We start from the raw sequence: 18,634 nt of genomic DNA, 5'->3' as shown, positions 1-18,634 counted from the left end.
CCCGCTATGAGTTCAGGACTTGTGAGTGTGGCCTATGTGGTCGCCAGCGTATTGTTTATCCTCAGCCTTGGAGGCTTAAGCCACCAGGAATCATCGCGCCGCGGCAACCTTTACGGGGTTGCCGGCATTCTCATTGCGCTAGTGGCTACGGTGGCCAGCGTTAGCGACAGCGGGTTGGTTGTTATTGTGATTGCAGTGCTGGCGGGGGCCAGCATTGGCATTGTTATCGCCAATAAGGTGGAAATGACCCAAATGCCACAGTTGGTGGCGCTGCTGCACAGCTTTGTCGGCTTGGCTGCGGTGCTGGTGGGCTTTTCTGGTTACATCGAGCCGCTGAAACAAACAACCGGTGCCGAGCAAACCATTAAGCTGGTGGAAGTGCTTCTAGGAGTATTCATTGGTGCTGTCACCTTCACCGGCTCACTGATTGCCTGCGGCAAACTGAATGGCCGTATCGACAGCAAAGCTCTTACATTGCCAGGTAGGCACCTGATAAACCTGGCAGCGCTATTGGCGACGGTACTGTTGGGCGCCTGGTTCCTTGGCACCGACAGCATGTCCGTGGGCGTGATTGCACTGGTACTGATGACGCTGATTGCCGCCGCTTTGGGTGGGCATTTAATCATGGCCATTGGCGGTGCTGACATGCCAGTAGTGGTATCGATGCTCAACAGCTATTCCGGCTGGGCCGCCGCGTCTATTGGTTTCATGCTGGGCAATGACTTGCTGATCGTAACCGGTGCGCTGGTTGGCAGCAGCGGCGCGATCCTAAGTTATATTATGTGCAAAGCCATGAACCGGTCGTTTGTCAGCGTTATTTTGGGTGGCTTCGGTCAAACCAGCAGCAGTTCTGCCGCTGCCGGATCTGATCAAACCGCTTTGGAAACCAACATTGACGAGGTGTGTGAGGAGCTGCGTAACGCCGATTCGGTGATTATCGTACCGGGTTACGGCATGGCCGTAGCCCAGGCCCAGAATGGGGTTAGTGAGATGACCAAACTGCTCAAGGCGCGCGGAACAACGGTGCGTTTTGGCATTCATCCGGTTGCAGGCCGACTGCCCGGGCACATGAACGTACTGCTGGCGGAAGCGAATGTGTCTTACGACATCGTGCTGGAGATGGACGAAATCAACGGCGATTTCCCGCAGACCGACGTGGTGCTGGTTATCGGTGCTAACGACACAGTGAACCCGGCGGCAGCAGAAGATCCTGGCAGCCCGATCGCCGGCATGCCGGTGCTTGAGGTTTGGAAGGCGCGGCAGGTAGTGATTCTTAAACGCGGTATGGCCACGGGTTATGCCGGGGTGGAAAACCCGCTGTTCTTCAAAGACAACTCCCGCATGCTCTTTGGCGATGCCAAAGACAGCATCGATAAACTGGTGGGTGCGTTGCGGGGCTGAGTGATTTGACCCTCTCTGCCATAGAGAGGGTATGCTTTGGTTAGACTCAGTAAAGCTTGGTGAGGGATTTACGGGCGAAATCGTCCACCTCGCCAAGTCGCCCTTCCTTCACTTTGGTGAGCCATTCCGGGTCTTGCAGCAGTGCTCTGCCGACAGCAATAAGCTCGAATTCGTGGTTGTTCATGCGCTTTACCAGCTCGTCGATACCCGACTGTTCAACCGACTCTTGCTTGCTGGCCATAGTGCCGCTAATGAAATCTTCGGTCAGGCCAACGCTGCCAACAGACATGGCGGGCTTGCCCGATAGCTTCTGAGTCCAACCTGCAAGATTAAGGTCAGAGCCTTCGAATTCCGGTTCCCAGAAACGGCGAGTTGAGGCATGAAAAATATCCACACCGGCTTCAACTAACGGCTTGAGGAACTGCTCGAGCTGTTCCGGGCTGTGCACCAGTTTTGCGCCATAGTCTTGCTGCTTCCACTGGGAAAAACGCAGCATGATGGGGAATTTGGGGCCCACACGGTGGCGAATCGCTGCCACAATCTCGACCACGAAACGCAGGCGGTTTTCCATGCTGCCGCCGTACTCGTCATCTCGCTGGTTGGTGCCTTCCCACAGAAACTGGTCAAGCAGATAACCGTGGGCGCCGTGAATCTCCACGCCGTCAAATCCCAGCGCTTTGGCGTCTTGTGCGGCGTCGGCAAACGCGGTCACAACATTATCGATGTCTTCTTTGTTCATTGCCCTGCCGCTCGGCTTGCCGGGCGCAAACAGACCTGACGGGCTGTAGCCGGGAACCGAGGGATCTGGCGCTGCGCCTTCTTTGCGCACAGAGCCCACGTGCCAGAGCTGCGGGAAGATAGCGCCACCGCCTTCGTGCACGGCATCGACTACCTTTTTCCAGCCTGCCAGCGCATCAACACCGTGAAAAGTGGGTACATCGGGATAACCACTGGCCGCGGGATGATTCACGGTGGTGCCCTCCGTAATGATCAGGCCCACACCGGCTTCGGCACGGCGCCGATAATAGGCAACCACGTTCTCGCCGGGAACGCCGTTGGGCGAGAAACTCCGGGTCATGGGTGCCATGGCAACGCGGTTGCGGAGTGTCAGGTTATGAACGTTGAAAGGTTCAAACATGGGGCCCAGGTTCATGGTCATTCGTTACGACTCCTTGAAGCATTTCGATGTTGAATCGGATGGTGGGGAAAGCCAGTAGCTACCTCACTAATTTGGTCTCTTAACGCAACTTTATTTAATCTGGTTTCAATATGCAACCGAATTCTGTAAACTTTAACGTATGGCTAAAAAACGTTTTGATGATTCGAACTGCTCCGTCGCCCGTGCCTTGAATCAAGTAGGAGACTGGTGGTCTCTGCTTGTTGTGCTGCACGCCATGTATGGCACTCGGCGTTTCGTGGACTTTCAGCAAGAGCTGGGTATCGCCAAAAATATCCTGTGCGACCGCTTGGCCCGCCTGGTGGACAACGGTGTGTTGAAAAAAGTAGATGTTGGCGAACACGGCTCCCGCTTCGAGTACCGGCTTACCGAGAAAGGCCGGGATCTGTTTCCGGTGGTTATTGCCCTGCGTCAGTGGGGAAACAAGTGGAATCCCGGGTCCGACGACGCCTCGTTGGATTTGCACGACAGGACAACAGGGCAGCCGATCCAAATGGTTCAGGTACAGAACGCCGAAGGTGAGCCTATTACTGTGCGGGACGTTTTCGTATCGGCGTCGCCGGTGCCCGGCACCAAAAAAGACTCTGCCTGATAATCTGCAAGTCTTAGGCCTTCTGCTTGGCCCGTTAGCCTTTTTAGCACTCTCTGCGAGAGTCCCAGGTTTTGTGAAAATGACGTAACTCAAGCATGATGAACGCCTGCGGATTCCAGCTACAGGCGTTGGGCGCCACGCTGGCGACATAATGAACACAAGGTGAGTTTATGGCATTGCGATACTGGGTAGTTTTGACGATCCTGATTGGCGGTTTCGTTGCGTTGTTGCCCGGCATATACATGCGTTTGGCTGCGGGTGATCCGCACATGACAGGCGCTCTGCTGGGCGGTCTGTTTGCCGCTGGTGCGACGGCACTGGGTACAATTCCTGCCATTTTGACGCGCCAGCTTTCGCAGCGTCTTATCGATACGCTAATGGGCTTTGGCGCCGGGGTTATGCTGGCAGCAACGTCGTTTTCATTGATTATACCGGCACTGGACGCTGCCGCTGATCAGGGCGCAGGTTCCTGGCTGGCCGGGGGTATTGTTGGCGGTGGCATCATACTGGGCGCTTTGGGCTTGCTGATGATTGAGCGGGTTGTGCCCCATGAGCATTTTGTCAAAGGCCTTGAAGGCGGCGCCCGATCCGAAACCAATATTGAGCAGGCAACAAGGCTTAAGCGGGTCTGGCTTTTTGTTACGGCAATCGTATTGCACAACTTTCCTGAAGGCATGGCGATTGGTGTTTCATTTGCCGGCCCGGACCTGGTGGGTGCAAAGGCCCTGGCGGTGGGTATTGCGATACAGGATATTCCCGAAGGCTTTGTGGTTGCGTTGGCCTTGATGAGCGTTGGTTACAGCAAAGGGTTAGCGATTGGCGTTGGTGCTCTATCTGGTTTAGTGGAACCTGTCGCGGCCCTGTTGGGCGTCGCCTTGATCGGCCTTTCGGTTCATCTTCTGCCCTGGGGGTTGGCGATTGCGGCCGGCGCAATGCTGTTTGTGATCAGTCATGAAATCATTCCCGAGTCCCATCGTGCCGGGCATGAAAGCTGGGCAACGGGTGGGCTTATAATCGGGTTTGTTTTAATGATGCTTCTCGATACAGCACTCTGAACACCAAGCTTCTGGTTCTGGCTCTATCACCGATGAATCAAGAATAGGGTGATCGCAACGACCGAGCCGTTGCTATAGGCGAGGATGAAGGGGGGGTGGGCCAGTCTCCCTTTGCTGTCGCTGACCGCTTTTTTTTGTCTATAGTAAACCCATAACCAAATCTTTGCCTTGCAACCGTTTATAGCGTGTTGTCATCAAAACATCTTTTATCTGTCCTCTAGAATTCACAATTCGTCTGTAGCCTTTCGGCCATGGTTTACAACTCTGGTCTGGTGAAAGCTATGTCGAAGAAAGTGATACTGGTAGTGCTGGATGGTCTTGCTTATGAGACTGCGCAACAGTGTATGGGATTTTTGCAGGGGCTAACGGAGCAGGGCAAGGCAACACTGTACAAAATGCAGTGCGAGTTGCCGTCGATGTCACGGCCTTTGTATGAGGCAATTTTGACCGGTGTTGCCCCGGCGGACAGCGGTATTGTTCACAACCACATTATTCGTAATTCTGATCAACAGGGTGTTTTCAGTTTTGCCCGTAGGGCCGGGCTGACGACGGCTGCAGCGGCGTACCATTGGTTTAGCGAGTTGTATAACCGCAGTCCTTACGATGCAGTGCGGGATCGATTTACCAACGATCCGGAGCAGCTGATCCAGCACGGCATTTTCTATCACCAGGACACCTATCCAGACAGCCATCTTTATCTGGATGCCGAATGGTTGCGCCGTCACCACGATCCTGATTTTCTTTTAGTGCATTCGATGAATATTGACGATGCCGGACACCGGGCCGGGTTAGACAGTGCTCATTATCGCAATACCACTCGCCACGCGGATACTCACCTTTCGGTGCACCTGTTGCAGTGGCTGCAGGCTGGTTATCAGATTTTGGTGACCGCAGACCACGGCATGAATAACGACAAGAGCCACGGCGGTATTTTGCCCGAAGAGCGTGAAGTGCCGTTGTATGTATTAGGTGATTCCTTTTCCCACGACGCCGCTGCTGCACCTCGCCAGCTTGAGCTGTGCGGCACTGTTTGTGAACTTTTGGGTATCAAAGGCCACAACAAACCGGTGGCAACTTCTCTCATAAGCACCGGGTTGTAGCAGTGACTCTGGCGATCTTCGATCTGGATGAAACCCCGTCAGCCGGGGACAGCAGCATGCTGTTTTGCGAATGCTGTAATCGACTGTGCTCGATCTTGGTAACGCTTACTCAACTGAAATACAAACCTCAACTGAAGACCAAACGTCAATACGACAGGAGTAAACCCATGTCTAGACTTTTCATCGCAGGCGCAATAGCACTGATGGCGAGCAATGTAGTGGTTGCATCGTGCCTTCCCGTTACCGGACCTGATGCAGGTGGTGTCTACCCAAACATATTTGAGAAAATCGAATTTGAAACCCTGCAGGACTGCACACTGAGCTTCAGTGAAAACCCGGCAATCAAGCAATTGAACAGCCGTATTGCCGGCAATGCAGAGTTGTTGCCTCTGGCCCAGCGCCTGCCGCTGGAACCCTTGATTATTGTGCCTTATCAGAGCATCGGTCAGTACGGGGGTGTGCTGCATGGAACCTCCAAAGCGACTGAGTCTGGCACCTCTGATTTGTTGTCTGTTCGTCACGTCAACCTCGTCCGGTTCAGCGATGATTTAGCGACGGTGGTGCCTAACGTTGCGAAATCCTGGGACTGGAATGCCGATTTCACGGTGCTGAAAGTAACGCTGCGTCAGGGCCATAAGTGGTCTGACGGAGCACCTTTCACCGCTCATGATATTGCCTTCTGGTACAACAATATCCAGATGGATCGCAATGTTATCGAGAAGTCGAAAGATCGCTTTCTTTCTGCAGGTAAGCCGGTGAAAGTCGAAGCGCTGGATGACACCACAGTTCAGTTTGTGATGAATGAACCTGCGCCGGGCTATCTGGATAACTTTGCCCAAGATTATGCTCAGCCATTCCTGCCCAAGCACCTGTTAGAAAAATTTCATCCGACGTTTAATAAAGACGCCGACAAGTTGGCCCAGTCTCTGGGTTTTGACAATGGGTACGCGCTGGTTAACTTCTATTACGGTCAATCTGACTGGAAAGATATTCCGACTCCACTGTTGAAAGACAAAGCAGCGACTGTGCGCCTGGTTAACGCGGGTTACACCGCTATTATGCCAAGCCTTGAGTCTCATCTGGTCGTTGAAGATAGCCTTGAAAGACGTCACCTGGTGGCTAACCCGTACTTCTTCCAAGTGGATACGGCCGGTAATCAGTTGCCTTACATCAACGAGATTAATGAAGTTTATATCGGTGACGAGAATATCCAGACCGCCAAGCTGATTGCCGGTGATGTGGACTATAAATCGCAGGCGGTTAACCTGCCGCAGGCGCCGGTTCTGCTGGAAAACAAAGATCAGGGCAACTATGACGTGGCCCTGCGTCCGACTATTTCCCAGGTCACGTTTGCCTTTAACCTGACCGATAAAGATCTTGAGAAGAGGGCCGTGTTTAACGACGTTAATTTCCGTCGCGCAATGTCCATTGCTATGGATCGTGATCAGATCAATCAGATCGCTTACTTCGGACTGGGGACACCGGCTCAGTACACGGCTTTTGACGCAGACACCACGCCATTCATTACCGATAAACAGAAGAACAGCTGGATTCAGTTTGATCAGAAACAGGCCGGTAAACTGCTGGATAACGCGGGAGTTGTGGATAAAAATGGCGACGGTCTGCGTGACCTCCCCTCCGGTAAGAAGTTTGAGCTAAGCATTCAGTATTCGACTCAGGGTACGCCATCTGAAGTGGTTGAGATTGTGGCTAAGAGCTGGAGCGACGTGGGTGTTAAAACCACCATCAAAGAAGTGACCTCTGACGAATACCGTAACTCTCAGTCGGCTAACAACCTGAGTGTTGTTAACTGGATGACTGGCCGTCCACTGGTCAGTATGGCCAGCAACGTTGAGACACTGGTGCCGCCCTATGGCAGCTTCTTCGATCTGCGTACCGGTATGTTGTGGTCCCAGTACCAGGATACCAACGGTGCTGAAGGCGTTGCGCCGCCCGCTACCGTTGCCGAGATGAAAAAGCTGACGGATCGTTTTGTTACCTTGAAAGCGGGTACGGAGGAGTCCAATGAGGTTGGCTCGCAGATCGCCGACAGAGTGGTTGATGACCTGTTTATCATCGGTACGGTGAAAGCAGTTGCCCCGGTCTATCGCAGCAACGCACTGTCTAATTTTGAACTGCCAAAAACCGCTTCTTACGAGTTTTACCGCATGTATCCATACTTGCCAACCCAGTGGTACCTGAGCACTGAGACTGAGACTGTGGCTAAGCAATAACGAAAACACGCTATAGAAGGGAGGGGCTTGGCCTCTCCCTTTCACCCGTTATATCTCTTGTTGTTTCAGTCGTTATTTAAGTGAATCGCTTAAATATTTGGCAGTAGATTAAGCGTGCTTGGAGCGAAGCCTTATCGTGATCACTCAATTCTTATCAGATACCTGGTTGTTGTGGCTTCTTCTCAGTGTCGGTGGCTTGCTCTGGTGGGGTGGCCTCGACAGCCAGTATGTCAACTATGTGTTCAACCGCTATCTGCTGGCGCTGGCCACCTTGTTGCTGGTCAGTGGCATTGTGTTCTCGCTGATGGAGGTGTTGCCGGGAGACTGTGCAGAGAAATATATTGCCTATAAAAACACTCAGGGCGAGACCATCACTGAAGCGGATATTCAGGCCGAACGGGTACGAATGGGGCTGGACAAGTCATTGCCAGAACGTTGGGGGCGCTGGGTCACCAACCTCACCTTGCGCGGTGATTTGGGCTTCAGCTGTGCCAAACGCCAGTCGGTGAATCTGGCGTTGGGGAACCGTTTCTGGATGAGCTTTATGTTCTGTATTGCGGGCCTGGTGTTCGCGTATCTGATTGCGGTGCCGTTTGGTATTTTGTCGGCGTTTACCATTAATAAGCCGTGGACTGATAAAAATCCGCAACATAGCAAACTTGAACAACTGGCAGGCACCGCTGTTCTCAGCCTCCAGAAAGTAGTTGATCTGCTGTTGCGCATCATCAGTTATCTTGGCCTGGCACTGCCGAATTTCCTGTTGGCACTGACCATTATCCTGCTGTACGTGTTTGCGGGTGAACCGATGCCTACCGGGCTTTTTTCGGACCAGTGGGTCAACGTGCCCTGGTTTGGCCCCGACGGTTTTGAAACCGGCAAGTTTTATGACTTCCTCGGCCACATCTGGTTACCCATCTTCGTGATTGGCTGGTCGGCCACTGCGCTTCAGTTACAAACCGTGCGTGCGCTGGTGGTGGACGAATCCAACAAACTCTATGTTGATGCCGCTCGTGCCAGGGGTGTTGATGGCCTGACGCTCTGGGCTGGTTACCCGGTACGCCACTCAATCAGCCCGTTGTTCAATTCTATTGGCTTTGATTTTCAGCGGGTGTTCAACGACCTGCCCATTGTAGCTGTGGTGATCGGGCTGACCGATTCCGCGGCATTGCTGATTGAAGCACTCTCCATGACCAACGATCAGGAACTGGCGGCCGCTATTCTGTTTCTGGTTGCGCTGGTGGTGATCAGTATGAATTTCATGACCGATGTCGTGTTGGCGGCGATTGATCCGCGGGTTCGCAAGAGTGTATTGGGGAATTGATGATGAATGCACTGTTAGCGCGCTTCGGGCGTAAATCGAAGCAAACCAAGAATGATGAGTCGTACTACACCGCCGGTCAGATGGCGCTGATTAAGGCGCGTTTCAAACGCAAAACGTCCGGGGTGGTCGCGGCCTGGATACTCGGCACCATGGTGCTAATGGGTTTCTTTGCGCCGTTTTTTTCGCCGGTCGATCCCACTATTCGCGGAGCGGATACCGAGTATCGGCGTGGTGCGCCCCAGATGATCTATTTCTGGGATGAGAACGGCTTCTCCCTGCGACCGTTCAGTTATACCTACAAGAAAGTGAACGCCAAAATTGACTTGAGAGCGCTGGCTGGCGGAGGCCTGGATGCGCTGGATGCGTTTACCTCCAGCGGTGCGTTGAGTTCTTCCAGCCAGAATAAGTTCGAGGTAGATAAAACCAATCGGCGGTACGTGCAGTTTTTTGTTAAGGGTTGGGAATACAGCCTGATCGACCTCAGCGTTGGCAGCCTGGATCTGGATTTTCGTTCGGACCGGCATCTGTTTGGCGTTGAACAGGGCCAGATCCACCTAATGGGTACAGATGAAGACGGTAAAGATGTTTTTAGCCGCACACTTCATGCGGTCTGGGTAACCATCAGCATTGCTATTGTCGCGCTGATTGTGAAGCTGTTTGTGTCGTTGTTTGTTGGCGGTGTCAGTGGCTATTTCGGTGGTCGGGTTGACACCATAATGATGAGCATCACTGAAGCGGTGCGAGTGATTCCTCCAATTCCCATTTACCTGGCGTGCGCCGTAGCGCTGGCACAAATAGACCTGACCCCGGTGCAGCGTTATTTCGCGATCGCCGTAGTCATTGGTGCGCTGGACTTCGCCACACTGGGGCGGCGTCTGCGCACGCATATTCTGACCGAGCGCAACCAGGACTATGTGCTGGCGGCAAGGTTGTGTGGCTCCAGCACTCGGCGGATTATCTGGCGTCACCTTATCCCCAGTTTTACCAGCTATATCATTGTCGATACGCTGATCAACTTCCCCTATGTGATTCTGGCGGAAACCAGTCTGAGTTTTCTCGGGCTAGGCCTGACTGAGCCGGTGAACAGTCTGGGTGTGCTGCTGCAGAAAGCCCAAGACCCGGATATCCAACAGAATATGGTATGGCAGTTCTTTCCGGTGCTCGTGTTTGTTTTCCTGATTATGGCGTTTGTGTTTGTCGGTGATGCGTTGCGCGATGCCGCTGACCCCTATTCGGAGAAGAAGTAATGACGGTGAGCAGTAATTTGCTTGAGATTCGCGATCTGACGATCGATTTTCACACCGATGAAGGGCTGGTTCGTGCGGTGGATAACCTGAGTCTGAGTATCCGCCCCGCTGAAGTGATGGGTTTGGTGGGAGAGAGTGGCTCCGGTAAATCGGTCACCGCCAAAACCATTATGCGCCTGGCACCGGATAACGCGGTTATCCAGCACCCCAGCCAGATTACCCTGAACCATCAGGGCCAAGATGTGAACGTTCTTAAGCTGCGCGGCCGTGATCTGAGGTTGGTGCGAGGCAATGCGGTATCGATGATTTTCCAAGAGCCAATGGCCAGTTTTGCTCCCGCTATTCGTATCAGCGATCAAATTATCCAGACCATGCAAATCCATTTGGGCTATAGCAAAGATCAGGCCCGCCGCGCCGGAATCGAATTGTTTGACCGGGTTGGCATTGTGGATCCAGCCAAACGTTTTGATCAGTATGTGTTTGAACTGTCCGGTGGCATGCGCCAGCGGGCGATGATCGCCATGGCACTTTCGACCAAGCCGAAGCTGCTGATTGCCGACGAACCGACCACGGCGCTGGATGTGACCATTCAGGCACAGGTGCTGGATCTGATGATGGAGCTGCGGGAGCAGATGGGAATGGCGATGCTGTTTATCACCCATGACCTGGGGGTGGTTTCCAAGATCGCAGACAATGTGACTGTGATGCAGCGAGGCAAGGTCGTTGAGGTGGGCAGCGCCGAGCGGGTGCTGTTTCAGCCGCAACATCCGTATACCCGACGCTTACTGGATGCGTTGCCACATCTGGAGGATCTGCCGGAAGCGCCAAAGCATACGCCGGAGCCACTGGTGTCTGTTAAAGACCTTTCAATCAGCTATTCGACGTTTGGTAAAGGGCGAAAGACCGAGCTTTTTACCGCCGTTAAAAATGTCAGCCTGGATTTGCCTGAGGGTCAGATTATCGGCCTGGTAGGGGAGAGTGGTTCCGGTAAAACCTCTTTGGGTAAGGCAATGCTGGGGGCGGCACCGATCAGCAGTGGTACTGTAAAATACCATAACACCGAAAAGAAAGTGACGTTTGGCGTTGGTAAACCGGTTAAGCGTAAGCACCTGGCGCGCACGGCTCAGTTGGTGTTTCAGGACCCCTACAGCTCGTTGAATCCACGGATGACGGTGCGGGATATTATTGCTGAACCGTTGGAAGCAATGAGACTGACCAAAAGCCGCGAAGAGACAGATCAGCAGGTGATCGAAGTGGCTAAACGCTGCCATATTGAAGTGGAGCATCTTCGCCGTTTCCCCCATGCGTTTTCCGGCGGTCAGCGGCAGCGTATCAGCATCGCCCGGGCACTGGTCTGCAAGCCAAAATTTATTGTTGCGGATGAATCGGTCGCTGCACTGGATGTGTCGATTCAGGCCGAGATTCTGAATCTGTTGAAAGAGCTAAAAGAGGAACTGGGGCTGACCATTCTGTTTATTTCTCACGATCTGAGTGTGATCGCCAATCTGTGTGACTGGGTCTGCGTGATGAGGCATGGCGAGTTGGTCGAGCAGGGCAGTGTGCGACAGATTTTCCTCAATCCGCAACAGGCGTATACCCAGAAACTGATCAGCTCTATTCCGCTGCTGGATGCTAAAGACAATCGTCCGCACAGGTCGCCCGAATTGCCTCGTATGCCCGCGTAAGCGGTTTCTGCAGTGTAATTTGAGAGGGTTTGACATGAATTACTCGATGGCGGAAATACGCGCCTTTAATGCTACCCTGCAGACGGGTAATTTTACCCGGGCGGCGGCCTTGCTGTCTGTCAGCCAGCCTGCGATCACTGCACAGATTCGTAAACTGGAATCTCGCTTTATGTCACCACTGCTGGAGCGGTTTAGCAAAAGCGTAAGGGCAACGGAGCTGGGGCATCAGTTGTATCAGATCACCCGCCAATACCATGATCTGGAGGCGGCAATCGATGCGTTGTCAAATCCGACGCTAGCCCCTGGCAAGATGACCCTGCAGGTCGCTAATGCCTCTTCCCTTATTTTTATGCCATTGATCGCGGAGTTCAGCCGGCGGTTTCCATTAACGACCCTGAAGATTAGGTCCGTTACGACCTCTGAGTGTCGTCAGTTGTTGCTGAATCGGGAGGTTGATATTGGCTTGTTTCCATTAATGAACGATAACAGCGAACTTTCTAGGCTGGCATTTTCCTCCCATCGATTGGTTGCCGTGCTTCGGCTGGACCATCCGTTGGCACATAAAAGCGCTGTGTCAGTCAGGGAATTGGCCGCTGAGCCTCTTATTATCTATAAACCGGAAGCCTACACCCAGCAAACGCTGGAACAGCTGTTTGGTCGTCACCAACTGACTGTGTCCGGTAATGTGGTGGTGGATGGCCGGTTGGATATGTCAGAAGCGGTATATCATGGATTGGGCGTAGGGTTTGCGCTGGAGCAGGATTTCAGTTCTGACTCGCGGCTGAAAGTGCTGCCGGTTACCGAAGCCACGGATGACGTCATCGAGCATGTTGTGTGGATGAAAAATCGCCGAAACCTGCCGGGGATTCGTGATTTTATTCATCTGGCGATTGAGCAGCGCTGTGGTGCTTTGTCAGAGCTTAGCGAGTTATAACAATGTCATTTTTTGCAAGCGCCACTCGCCGTCGCCATCGGAGTGTTGCCGTTACGTGGATCTACCCCAAGGCGAATGACCGTTGAAGCGCCTCTGCACTTGGTAAAAGCTCCCGAATCATTAGTACTGCACTTATTCCTTGAATTCAGACTCAGAAAAACCTAAGCTTTTGTAAATAAATAAGTAAATGAATAAAAAAACAAGGAGAATATCAATGCTCGATAGAGCCGCCCGGCCAATGGTCAGTCTGGTCGATAAGTATCTGCCAGATCCGTACATCTTTGTCATCATCCTGACCCTGGTCTCTTTTGGTGCCGCTATGGCGTTCGAAGGTCACGGTCCAATGGCAGTAATTGAAATGTGGGGCGACGGTTTCTGGAGCCTGCTCACCTTCTCGATGCAGATGTTGCTTGTTCTGGTTACAGGGTTCATGTTGGCGAGCACGCCGTTTGTTCGGGGAATACTGAACCGCGTTGCCGCACTGGCCAGTACGCCGGGCCAAGCTATTATTCTGGTCACCTTTGTAGCGCTTATTGCAAGCTGGATTAACTGGGGATTCGGCCTAGTTGTGGGCGCTCTTTTTGCCAAGGCTCTGGCCCGGCAAGTCAGGGTTCACTATCCACTTTTGATCGCAAGCGCCTACTCCGGCTTTATTGTTTGGCACGGGGGTCTTGCCGGCTCAATTCCGCTGGTTATAGCAACCGAAGGCCATTTTAGTCAGGATATTATTGGCGTTATCGGTTCTGGCGAAACCATTTTTGCATTCTTCAACCTTGCCATCATCGGGGCGCTGTTTATTGTTGTTCCGCTGGTAAATCGCCTGATGTTGCCGAGCGAAGAAGACAGCGTGTACGTAGACCCAGCAATACTGAATGATGAACCAGACACCAGCGTTTCTATAAAACGCCCGGCAGATCATCTGGAAAACAGCCGGGTATTGGCCTGGCTGATTGGTTTTAGCGGGTTAGCGTTTATTTTTCAGTATTTTATGGACGGTGGCGGCCTGAACCTGAACATCGTCAATTTTATGTTTCTGTTCTTGGCCGTTATCCTGCACCAGACGCCAAAACGCCTGCTTGATAGCCTGCACGAAGCGGTTAAAGGCGGTTCAGGCATTGTTATTCAGTTTCCGTTCTACGCCGGTATTATGGGCGTAATGACGGCCTCGGGCCTTGCTGCGAGCATTTCATCAGGCTTTGTATCCATCGCGACAGCCGAGAGCTTGCCGTTCTGGAGCTTCATCAGTGCCGGGCTGGTCAACATATTCGTTCCCTCCGGCGGTGGCCAGTGGGCCGTGCAAGCGCCTGTTATGTTGCCTGCAGCTCAAGAGCTTGGCGCAAGCATCCCGCGCGTGGCTATGGCCGTTGCCTGGGGCGATGCATGGACCAACCTGCTGCAACCTTTCTGGGCATTACCGGTTCTTGCCATTGCAGGGCTTAAAGCCAAGGACATTATGGGATACTGCCTGATGCTGCTGATCATCACCGGCGTGATTATCAGCGTGGGTCTTACCTGGCTCTAAAGCCGTGCTGATGACAACCTGGGGCATAGTGGCTCTAGGTTGTGGTTCAGCTTGTAGAAAAACGACTGACACACGCGCCCTCAAAACCTACTTAGCCTGCGCCTATGAAAAGCACGTTGTATCCATACCGTTTTCAGCCCACCCGGATTCGCTCCGAGCTTATGCGGATGCTCCCCATTTCCTTATTTGTGGTGGCGTTTGGCGCTGCGTTTGGTTTGGCGGCGGTGCAGAAAGGGCTGGCCCCTTTAGACACTATTCTGATGAGTACCCTGGTGTTCGCCGGGGCCTCGCAGTTTGCCACGCTTGATATGTGGGGCGCCGAGGTCTCGGTGATCCCTGTTATGGTCGTGGTGTTTGCGATCAACTCCCGGCATCTGCTGATGGGCGCGTCGCTTTACCCTATGTTGAAAGACGTAGCGCCGGCCAAACGTTATAGCCTGCTTCTGGTTCTTACCGACGCTAACTGGGCAATAGCCGCTCAGGATTACCAAAGAGGTAATCGTAACCTGGAGGTAATTCTGGGCGGTGGTCTGGTGCTTTGGCTGGCGTGGATTTTAGGCACTTGGTTAGGTGTCTACTTTGGCGGGCTGTTGCAGAATCCGAAGAACCTGGGGTTAGACATGGTTTTGGGCTGCTTTCTTCTGTCCATGGCTTTAGGCGGGAAGAAGAGCCCGCGAATTCTTGTTGCCTGGGCGCTGGCTGCGCTGGCGTCGTTAGCCGCATGGAAATGGCTGCCTGCCAACACACACGTTGTCGCAGGCGCCCTTGCTGGCGGTGTGGTCGGGTTTTTCTGGCTTGAGAAAAAACCGGGAAAAGAGACGGCCGGGGAAACACCCACGTGACCATTGAAACCACCACAACAGGCGTTCTGGTACTGATACTGATCATGACGCTGGTAACCTTGGCGACCCGTTTTGGTGGCGTGCTTATCATGTCCTTCGTGCGGATAAGCCCTCGGATAGAGAGCTTTATTAACACCATGGCCAGCTCTGTGCTTATCGCTATCATCGTGCCCATGGCCTTTGGGGGCGACGCAGGGGCGCTTGCTGCTTTGTCAGTAACCGCTGTAACTATGCTGGTCCTTCAAAAACCCTTGCCAGCGATTGCGGCCGGTGTCTTCGCCGCGGCTGCTGTGCGGTATCTGTTTTAAAGCCCCCGCGTCGAGTTCTACCGAGTCCGTGGCCGCGACGACTACGCAATGTTACAAATCAACAACCCTTTAACAACAGTGGGCGACCCGTCTTTTGGCTACTTTTTAATGCTGATATACGATAAAACGAACGGTGTTAAAAACAACAAAATCTAGCGGTTGGAACAGAACACACCGGCTGCTTAAGGGGATATCATGTCAGTATCTGCTGCCCAGCTTGAGGAACGAACTCAGGATTCGTCGGAGTTGCTCGAAGGCATTATGCCTTCAGCGATCACCTTTGCCATGATGCTGCGACACAGGAATATGTCGGCTTGGTTAAGGACTGAATTTGACGGCTATCAGAATGCGGATGCTGCACCGGCATATCGCCGCGGTTTGCCCGGCCATATTGTTGCAAAATCTCCCCAATATGGCTGGATTCCAGCGCCAGTGAACCCGCAGCAAACAACGGACTTTGGCCGGTTGGACCTGACCGAAGGCATCAAAGATCTGGAACAGTTCTGCCTGAGCAGCAAAAAAGGCAACGGTAAACGGATACAGTTGAGTAAAGAGATAACCGCCGTTCTTCAGAAACAAATCAACCTGAGTGCGGAGCTTGCGATTAATGTAAGTCGCGAGGAATACAGCAAGATTCTCAAAATCGTTCGCGGCACCCTTTACCTTTGGGCACAAGCTCTGATTGCGCAGGGTTTGACCGGCGAACATAACCATTACACGGCGGAGCAGCGGGCGTTAGTGGCAGAGCTAGACGATCCGCAGACGTTCTGGCGCAAGGCAACGGCCGAAGCAGACAGCTTGCCAATGCCAGAGATAAAAACCGCCGGTTTCTTCGACAGAATGTTCGGGCGCGCGAGCTGAGGAAAAATAACCTGAATGACGATGCTTTCCCCCTATGCGGCCTACCAGCAGGCACTGGCCGCGGGTTTTAAAGAGGACCCCGCTCAGCAACGGGCTGCTTTGAGTTTGCAGCGCTGCCATGAACAGTTGCAATCAGGCGACCCGGATGTTCAAGGCGTGTATCTCTGGGGGCCGGTGGGGCGTGGAAAAACCTGGTTAATGGATCGTTTTCATCAGGCTTTAGCCGTGCCTGCCCGGCGACAACACTTTCATCATTTTATTCGCTGGGTTCACCGGCGCTTGTTTCAGTTAACCGGGCAGGAAAATCCGCTGCGCCTTTTGGTGCAGGAGTTGGCGGCCGAGGCACGGGTGTTGTGCCTTGACGAGCTTTTCATCAGTGACATTGGCGATGCCATTCTTGTCGGTGGTTTATTGCGTGAATTACTTGCGCAAAGGTTGGTATTGGTGACAACGTCAAACCAGCCACCGGATGAGTTGTACGCAGATGGCTTCAATCGTGAACGACTGCTGCCGGTTATTACCGCACTCAACCAGCAGATGCAGGTTGTGAGCGTGGATGGCGGCCAAGACCATCGGTTACATCCTGGCCAAAGCCATCAACGCTATTGGGTTAACCAGCCCCAGGCTTTGGAGGCGGCGTTCACAGAGTTACTCATTAGCGGCGAGCAAACCCATAGCCAACCGGTGCTGTTGGGCCATTGGTACATCAAGGTGGTCCGGCGCAGCGAGCGCCTGCTGTGGTGCCGCTATAACGATCTATGTGAGCAGCCACTGGCTGCACAAGATTTTATCGAGATGTGTGATTGTTTCTCCCATATTTTTTTGAGCGACGTGCCCCAACTCACAGGCGCTGGGCAACAAACGGCGATTGCCCGTGGCACCGAAGATGGCGTAACGCAGGTTGCCGCCGGAGACCGCCAGTTGCCTGCGCTGTCGCGCCAGGATGACGGCGTGCGCCGATTCATTGCGCTGTTAGATGAGTGCTACGACCGCAGTATTCCGCTGTACCTGAGCGCGGCCGTGCCGTTAAACCAGCTATACAACCGGGGCGCATTGGGGTTCCCGTTTCGCCGCGCCCTTAGCCGCCTGCAAGAAATGCAGTTTCGGCGATTTGGGCAGTCTGCGGTAAGCTTCGAAAGTAGTTCTTGAAACGCTAAATGCAACTGAGGCGAATCAATGACTTGTCAAAAATCTGTAACCCACTACAGTAAGGCTTGTAAGTTGCTCTTCATTGTTTTTCATTGTTCACAAGGACAGGCCAAATCATGAAATTTCTGGATCAATTCAAGGTTTTGACACTGGTTACTGCGGTAACAGCGACGCTTTCGATGTCGGCCCAGGCTGAAACACTGCGGCTGCTGACGTGGGGCGGTTACGCGCCACAGGATGTGGTTGAGCAATTCGAGAAAGAAACTGGCATTGAAGTTAAAATAACCCTCTCCAACAATGAAGACATGATTTCAAAGCTGCGTGCCACACGCGGCGCGGGCTTTGACCTGGCCCAGCCAAGCCAGGACCGCATTGTAAGCGCCCAGGCGGATTTCAATATTTATAAGCCGATGGATCTGAGCAAAATCGACACGGCAAAGATCATTCCCTCCATGTTGGCAGCCACTAAAAAGAACACCGAATTTGAAGGCGAGGTTTACGGTGTTCCGCACGTTTGGGGTACCAGTGGCCTGATCGTTAACCGCGAGGCCGTAGGCACGGTGAAAGATTACACCGATCTGTGTGATGACTCGTTAAGTGGCTCTGTGTCTTATCGCTTGAAGCGTCCCACATTGATTGGTTTTGCATTCGCACTCGGTGAAGACCCGTTCGCAGCTTACGGCGATATGGAAAAATACCAGGCCGTTCTGGATAAAGTGGAAGAAAAACTGGTCTCCTGTAAGAGCAACGTAAAAGCCTATTGGTCCGGCGGTGACGCCTTGCTGAACCTGATGCGTTCGGGCGAAGTGTCTGCGGCTATGGCCTGGGATGCGGGTGGCTGGAAGCTTAACTCAGAAAACCCGGACATCACGTTTGTGGCGCCCGCATCCGGTGCGCTGGGCTGGATTGATACCTTTGTGCTGCCGCGCAAAACCAAGGCCGAAGACGCCGCTTACAAGTGGATCAACTTTGTGATGCAGCCCGAAGTTGCGGCTCGTATTACCGAGTCTGCCGGTAATTTTACGGCGTCCAAAGGCAGTGATGATTTTGTGAATGACACACTGAAAGCCCAGTTCAAACAGAGCTTTCCAGAAGTGGATCTGGACAACATCAACTGGTACCCGCCTGTTCCTGCCGGTTTGGAGGAAATGGAAGGCAAGGTACTCGATCGGGTGAAAGCCGCTAATTAAGCTCGATTAAGGTTGT

16 protein-coding genes are annotated in these 18,634 nt (G+C 53.1%); 15 read left to right on the top strand and 1 reads right to left on the bottom strand.

Annotated features, from left to right (window positions below):
* Positions 1-6: 6 nt before the first annotated feature.
* Complete coding sequence (gene pntB / locus ABA45_RS14370) at positions 7-1,401, top strand: Re/Si-specific NAD(P)(+) transhydrogenase subunit beta (protein WP_048387203.1); 1,395 nt, start codon at positions 7-9, stop codon at positions 1,399-1,401.
* A 46-nt stretch (positions 1,402-1,447) separates the two neighbouring features.
* On the opposite strand, the gene ABA45_RS14365 is transcribed toward pntB, so the two are convergent.
* Positions 1,448-2,560 carry an NADH:flavin oxidoreductase gene (locus tag ABA45_RS14365; protein WP_048387201.1) on the bottom strand — a complete coding sequence of 371 codons (1,113 nt, stop codon included), beginning with the start codon at positions 2,558-2,560 and terminating at the stop codon, positions 1,448-1,450.
* Positions 2,561-2,699: 139 nt separating this feature from the next.
* On the opposite strand from ABA45_RS14365, the gene ABA45_RS14360 reads away from it, so the two are divergent.
* The 14 genes from ABA45_RS14360 to ABA45_RS14295 all read left to right on the top strand — a co-directional run bounded on the left by ABA45_RS14360 (position 2,700) and on the right by ABA45_RS14295 (position 18,618).
* Positions 2,700-3,170: a winged helix-turn-helix transcriptional regulator gene (locus tag ABA45_RS14360; RefSeq protein WP_048387199.1), complete on the top strand. Its 471-nt coding sequence runs from the start codon at positions 2,700-2,702 to the stop codon at positions 3,168-3,170.
* Between the two features lie 170 nt (positions 3,171-3,340).
* A complete protein-coding gene (locus tag ABA45_RS14355) occupies positions 3,341-4,225 on the top strand; it encodes a ZIP family metal transporter (RefSeq protein WP_048387197.1) in 885 nt (294 codons plus the stop codon).
* Positions 4,226-4,506: 281 nt separating this feature from the next.
* The gene (locus ABA45_RS14350; protein WP_048389121.1) at positions 4,507-5,325 is read left to right on the top strand and encodes an alkaline phosphatase family protein; all 819 of its coding nucleotides are present in this window, start codon (positions 4,507-4,509) and stop codon (positions 5,323-5,325) included.
* A gap of 167 nt (positions 5,326-5,492) precedes the next feature.
* Complete coding sequence (locus ABA45_RS14345) at positions 5,493-7,559, top strand: ABC transporter substrate-binding protein (RefSeq protein WP_048387194.1); 2,067 nt, start codon at positions 5,493-5,495, stop codon at positions 7,557-7,559.
* Between the two features lie 136 nt (positions 7,560-7,695).
* Positions 7,696-8,880, top strand: a complete 1,185-nt coding sequence (locus tag ABA45_RS14340) for an ABC transporter permease (RefSeq protein WP_053076199.1) — start codon at positions 7,696-7,698, stop codon at positions 8,878-8,880.
* Positions 8,881-8,882: 2 nt separating this feature from the next.
* Positions 8,883-10,127, top strand: a complete 1,245-nt coding sequence (locus tag ABA45_RS14335; RefSeq protein ID WP_227506044.1) for an ABC transporter permease — start codon at positions 8,883-8,885, stop codon at positions 10,125-10,127.
* A complete protein-coding gene (locus tag ABA45_RS14330) occupies positions 10,127-11,812 on the top strand; it encodes a dipeptide ABC transporter ATP-binding protein (protein WP_053076198.1) in 1,686 nt (561 codons plus the stop codon). The genes ABA45_RS14335 and ABA45_RS14330 overlap by 1 nt, the downstream gene beginning before the upstream one ends.
* 34 nt (positions 11,813-11,846) lie before the next feature.
* Positions 11,847-12,746: a LysR family transcriptional regulator gene (locus tag ABA45_RS14325; RefSeq protein WP_198146989.1), complete on the top strand. Its 900-nt coding sequence runs from the start codon at positions 11,847-11,849 to the stop codon at positions 12,744-12,746.
* 214 nt (positions 12,747-12,960) lie between these two features.
* Positions 12,961-14,268: a short-chain fatty acid transporter gene (locus tag ABA45_RS14320; protein WP_048387187.1), complete on the top strand. Its 1,308-nt coding sequence runs from the start codon at positions 12,961-12,963 to the stop codon at positions 14,266-14,268.
* A gap of 161 nt (positions 14,269-14,429) precedes the next feature.
* The gene (locus tag ABA45_RS14315) at positions 14,430-15,110 is read left to right on the top strand and encodes an AzlC family ABC transporter permease (RefSeq protein ID WP_084708359.1); all 681 of its coding nucleotides are present in this window, start codon (positions 14,430-14,432) and stop codon (positions 15,108-15,110) included.
* Positions 15,107-15,418 (top strand): AzlD family protein, encoded by a 312-nt coding sequence (locus tag ABA45_RS14310; protein WP_048387183.1) that lies wholly within the window; start codon positions 15,107-15,109, stop codon positions 15,416-15,418. Before ABA45_RS14315 ends, ABA45_RS14310 begins: the two co-directional genes overlap by 4 nt.
* Before the next feature lie 195 nt (positions 15,419-15,613).
* Positions 15,614-16,279, top strand: a complete 666-nt coding sequence (locus ABA45_RS14305) for an AbiTii domain-containing protein (RefSeq protein WP_048387181.1) — start codon at positions 15,614-15,616, stop codon at positions 16,277-16,279.
* A 15-nt stretch (positions 16,280-16,294) separates the two neighbouring features.
* Positions 16,295-17,428, top strand: a complete 1,134-nt coding sequence (gene zapE, locus ABA45_RS14300) for a cell division protein ZapE (protein WP_048387179.1) — start codon at positions 16,295-16,297, stop codon at positions 17,426-17,428.
* 116 nt (positions 17,429-17,544) lie between these two features.
* Positions 17,545-18,618: an extracellular solute-binding protein gene (locus ABA45_RS14295; RefSeq protein WP_048387177.1), complete on the top strand. Its 1,074-nt coding sequence runs from the start codon at positions 17,545-17,547 to the stop codon at positions 18,616-18,618.
* Positions 18,619-18,634 lie beyond the last annotated feature (16 nt).

It is taken from the genome of Marinobacter psychrophilus, assembly GCF_001043175.1.
GTDB lineage: Bacteria > Pseudomonadota > Gammaproteobacteria > Pseudomonadales > Oleiphilaceae > Marinobacter > Marinobacter psychrophilus.
The sequence above is the reverse complement of the archived record's forward strand: the minus strand, read 5'-3'. Positions and strand labels throughout refer to the sequence as shown.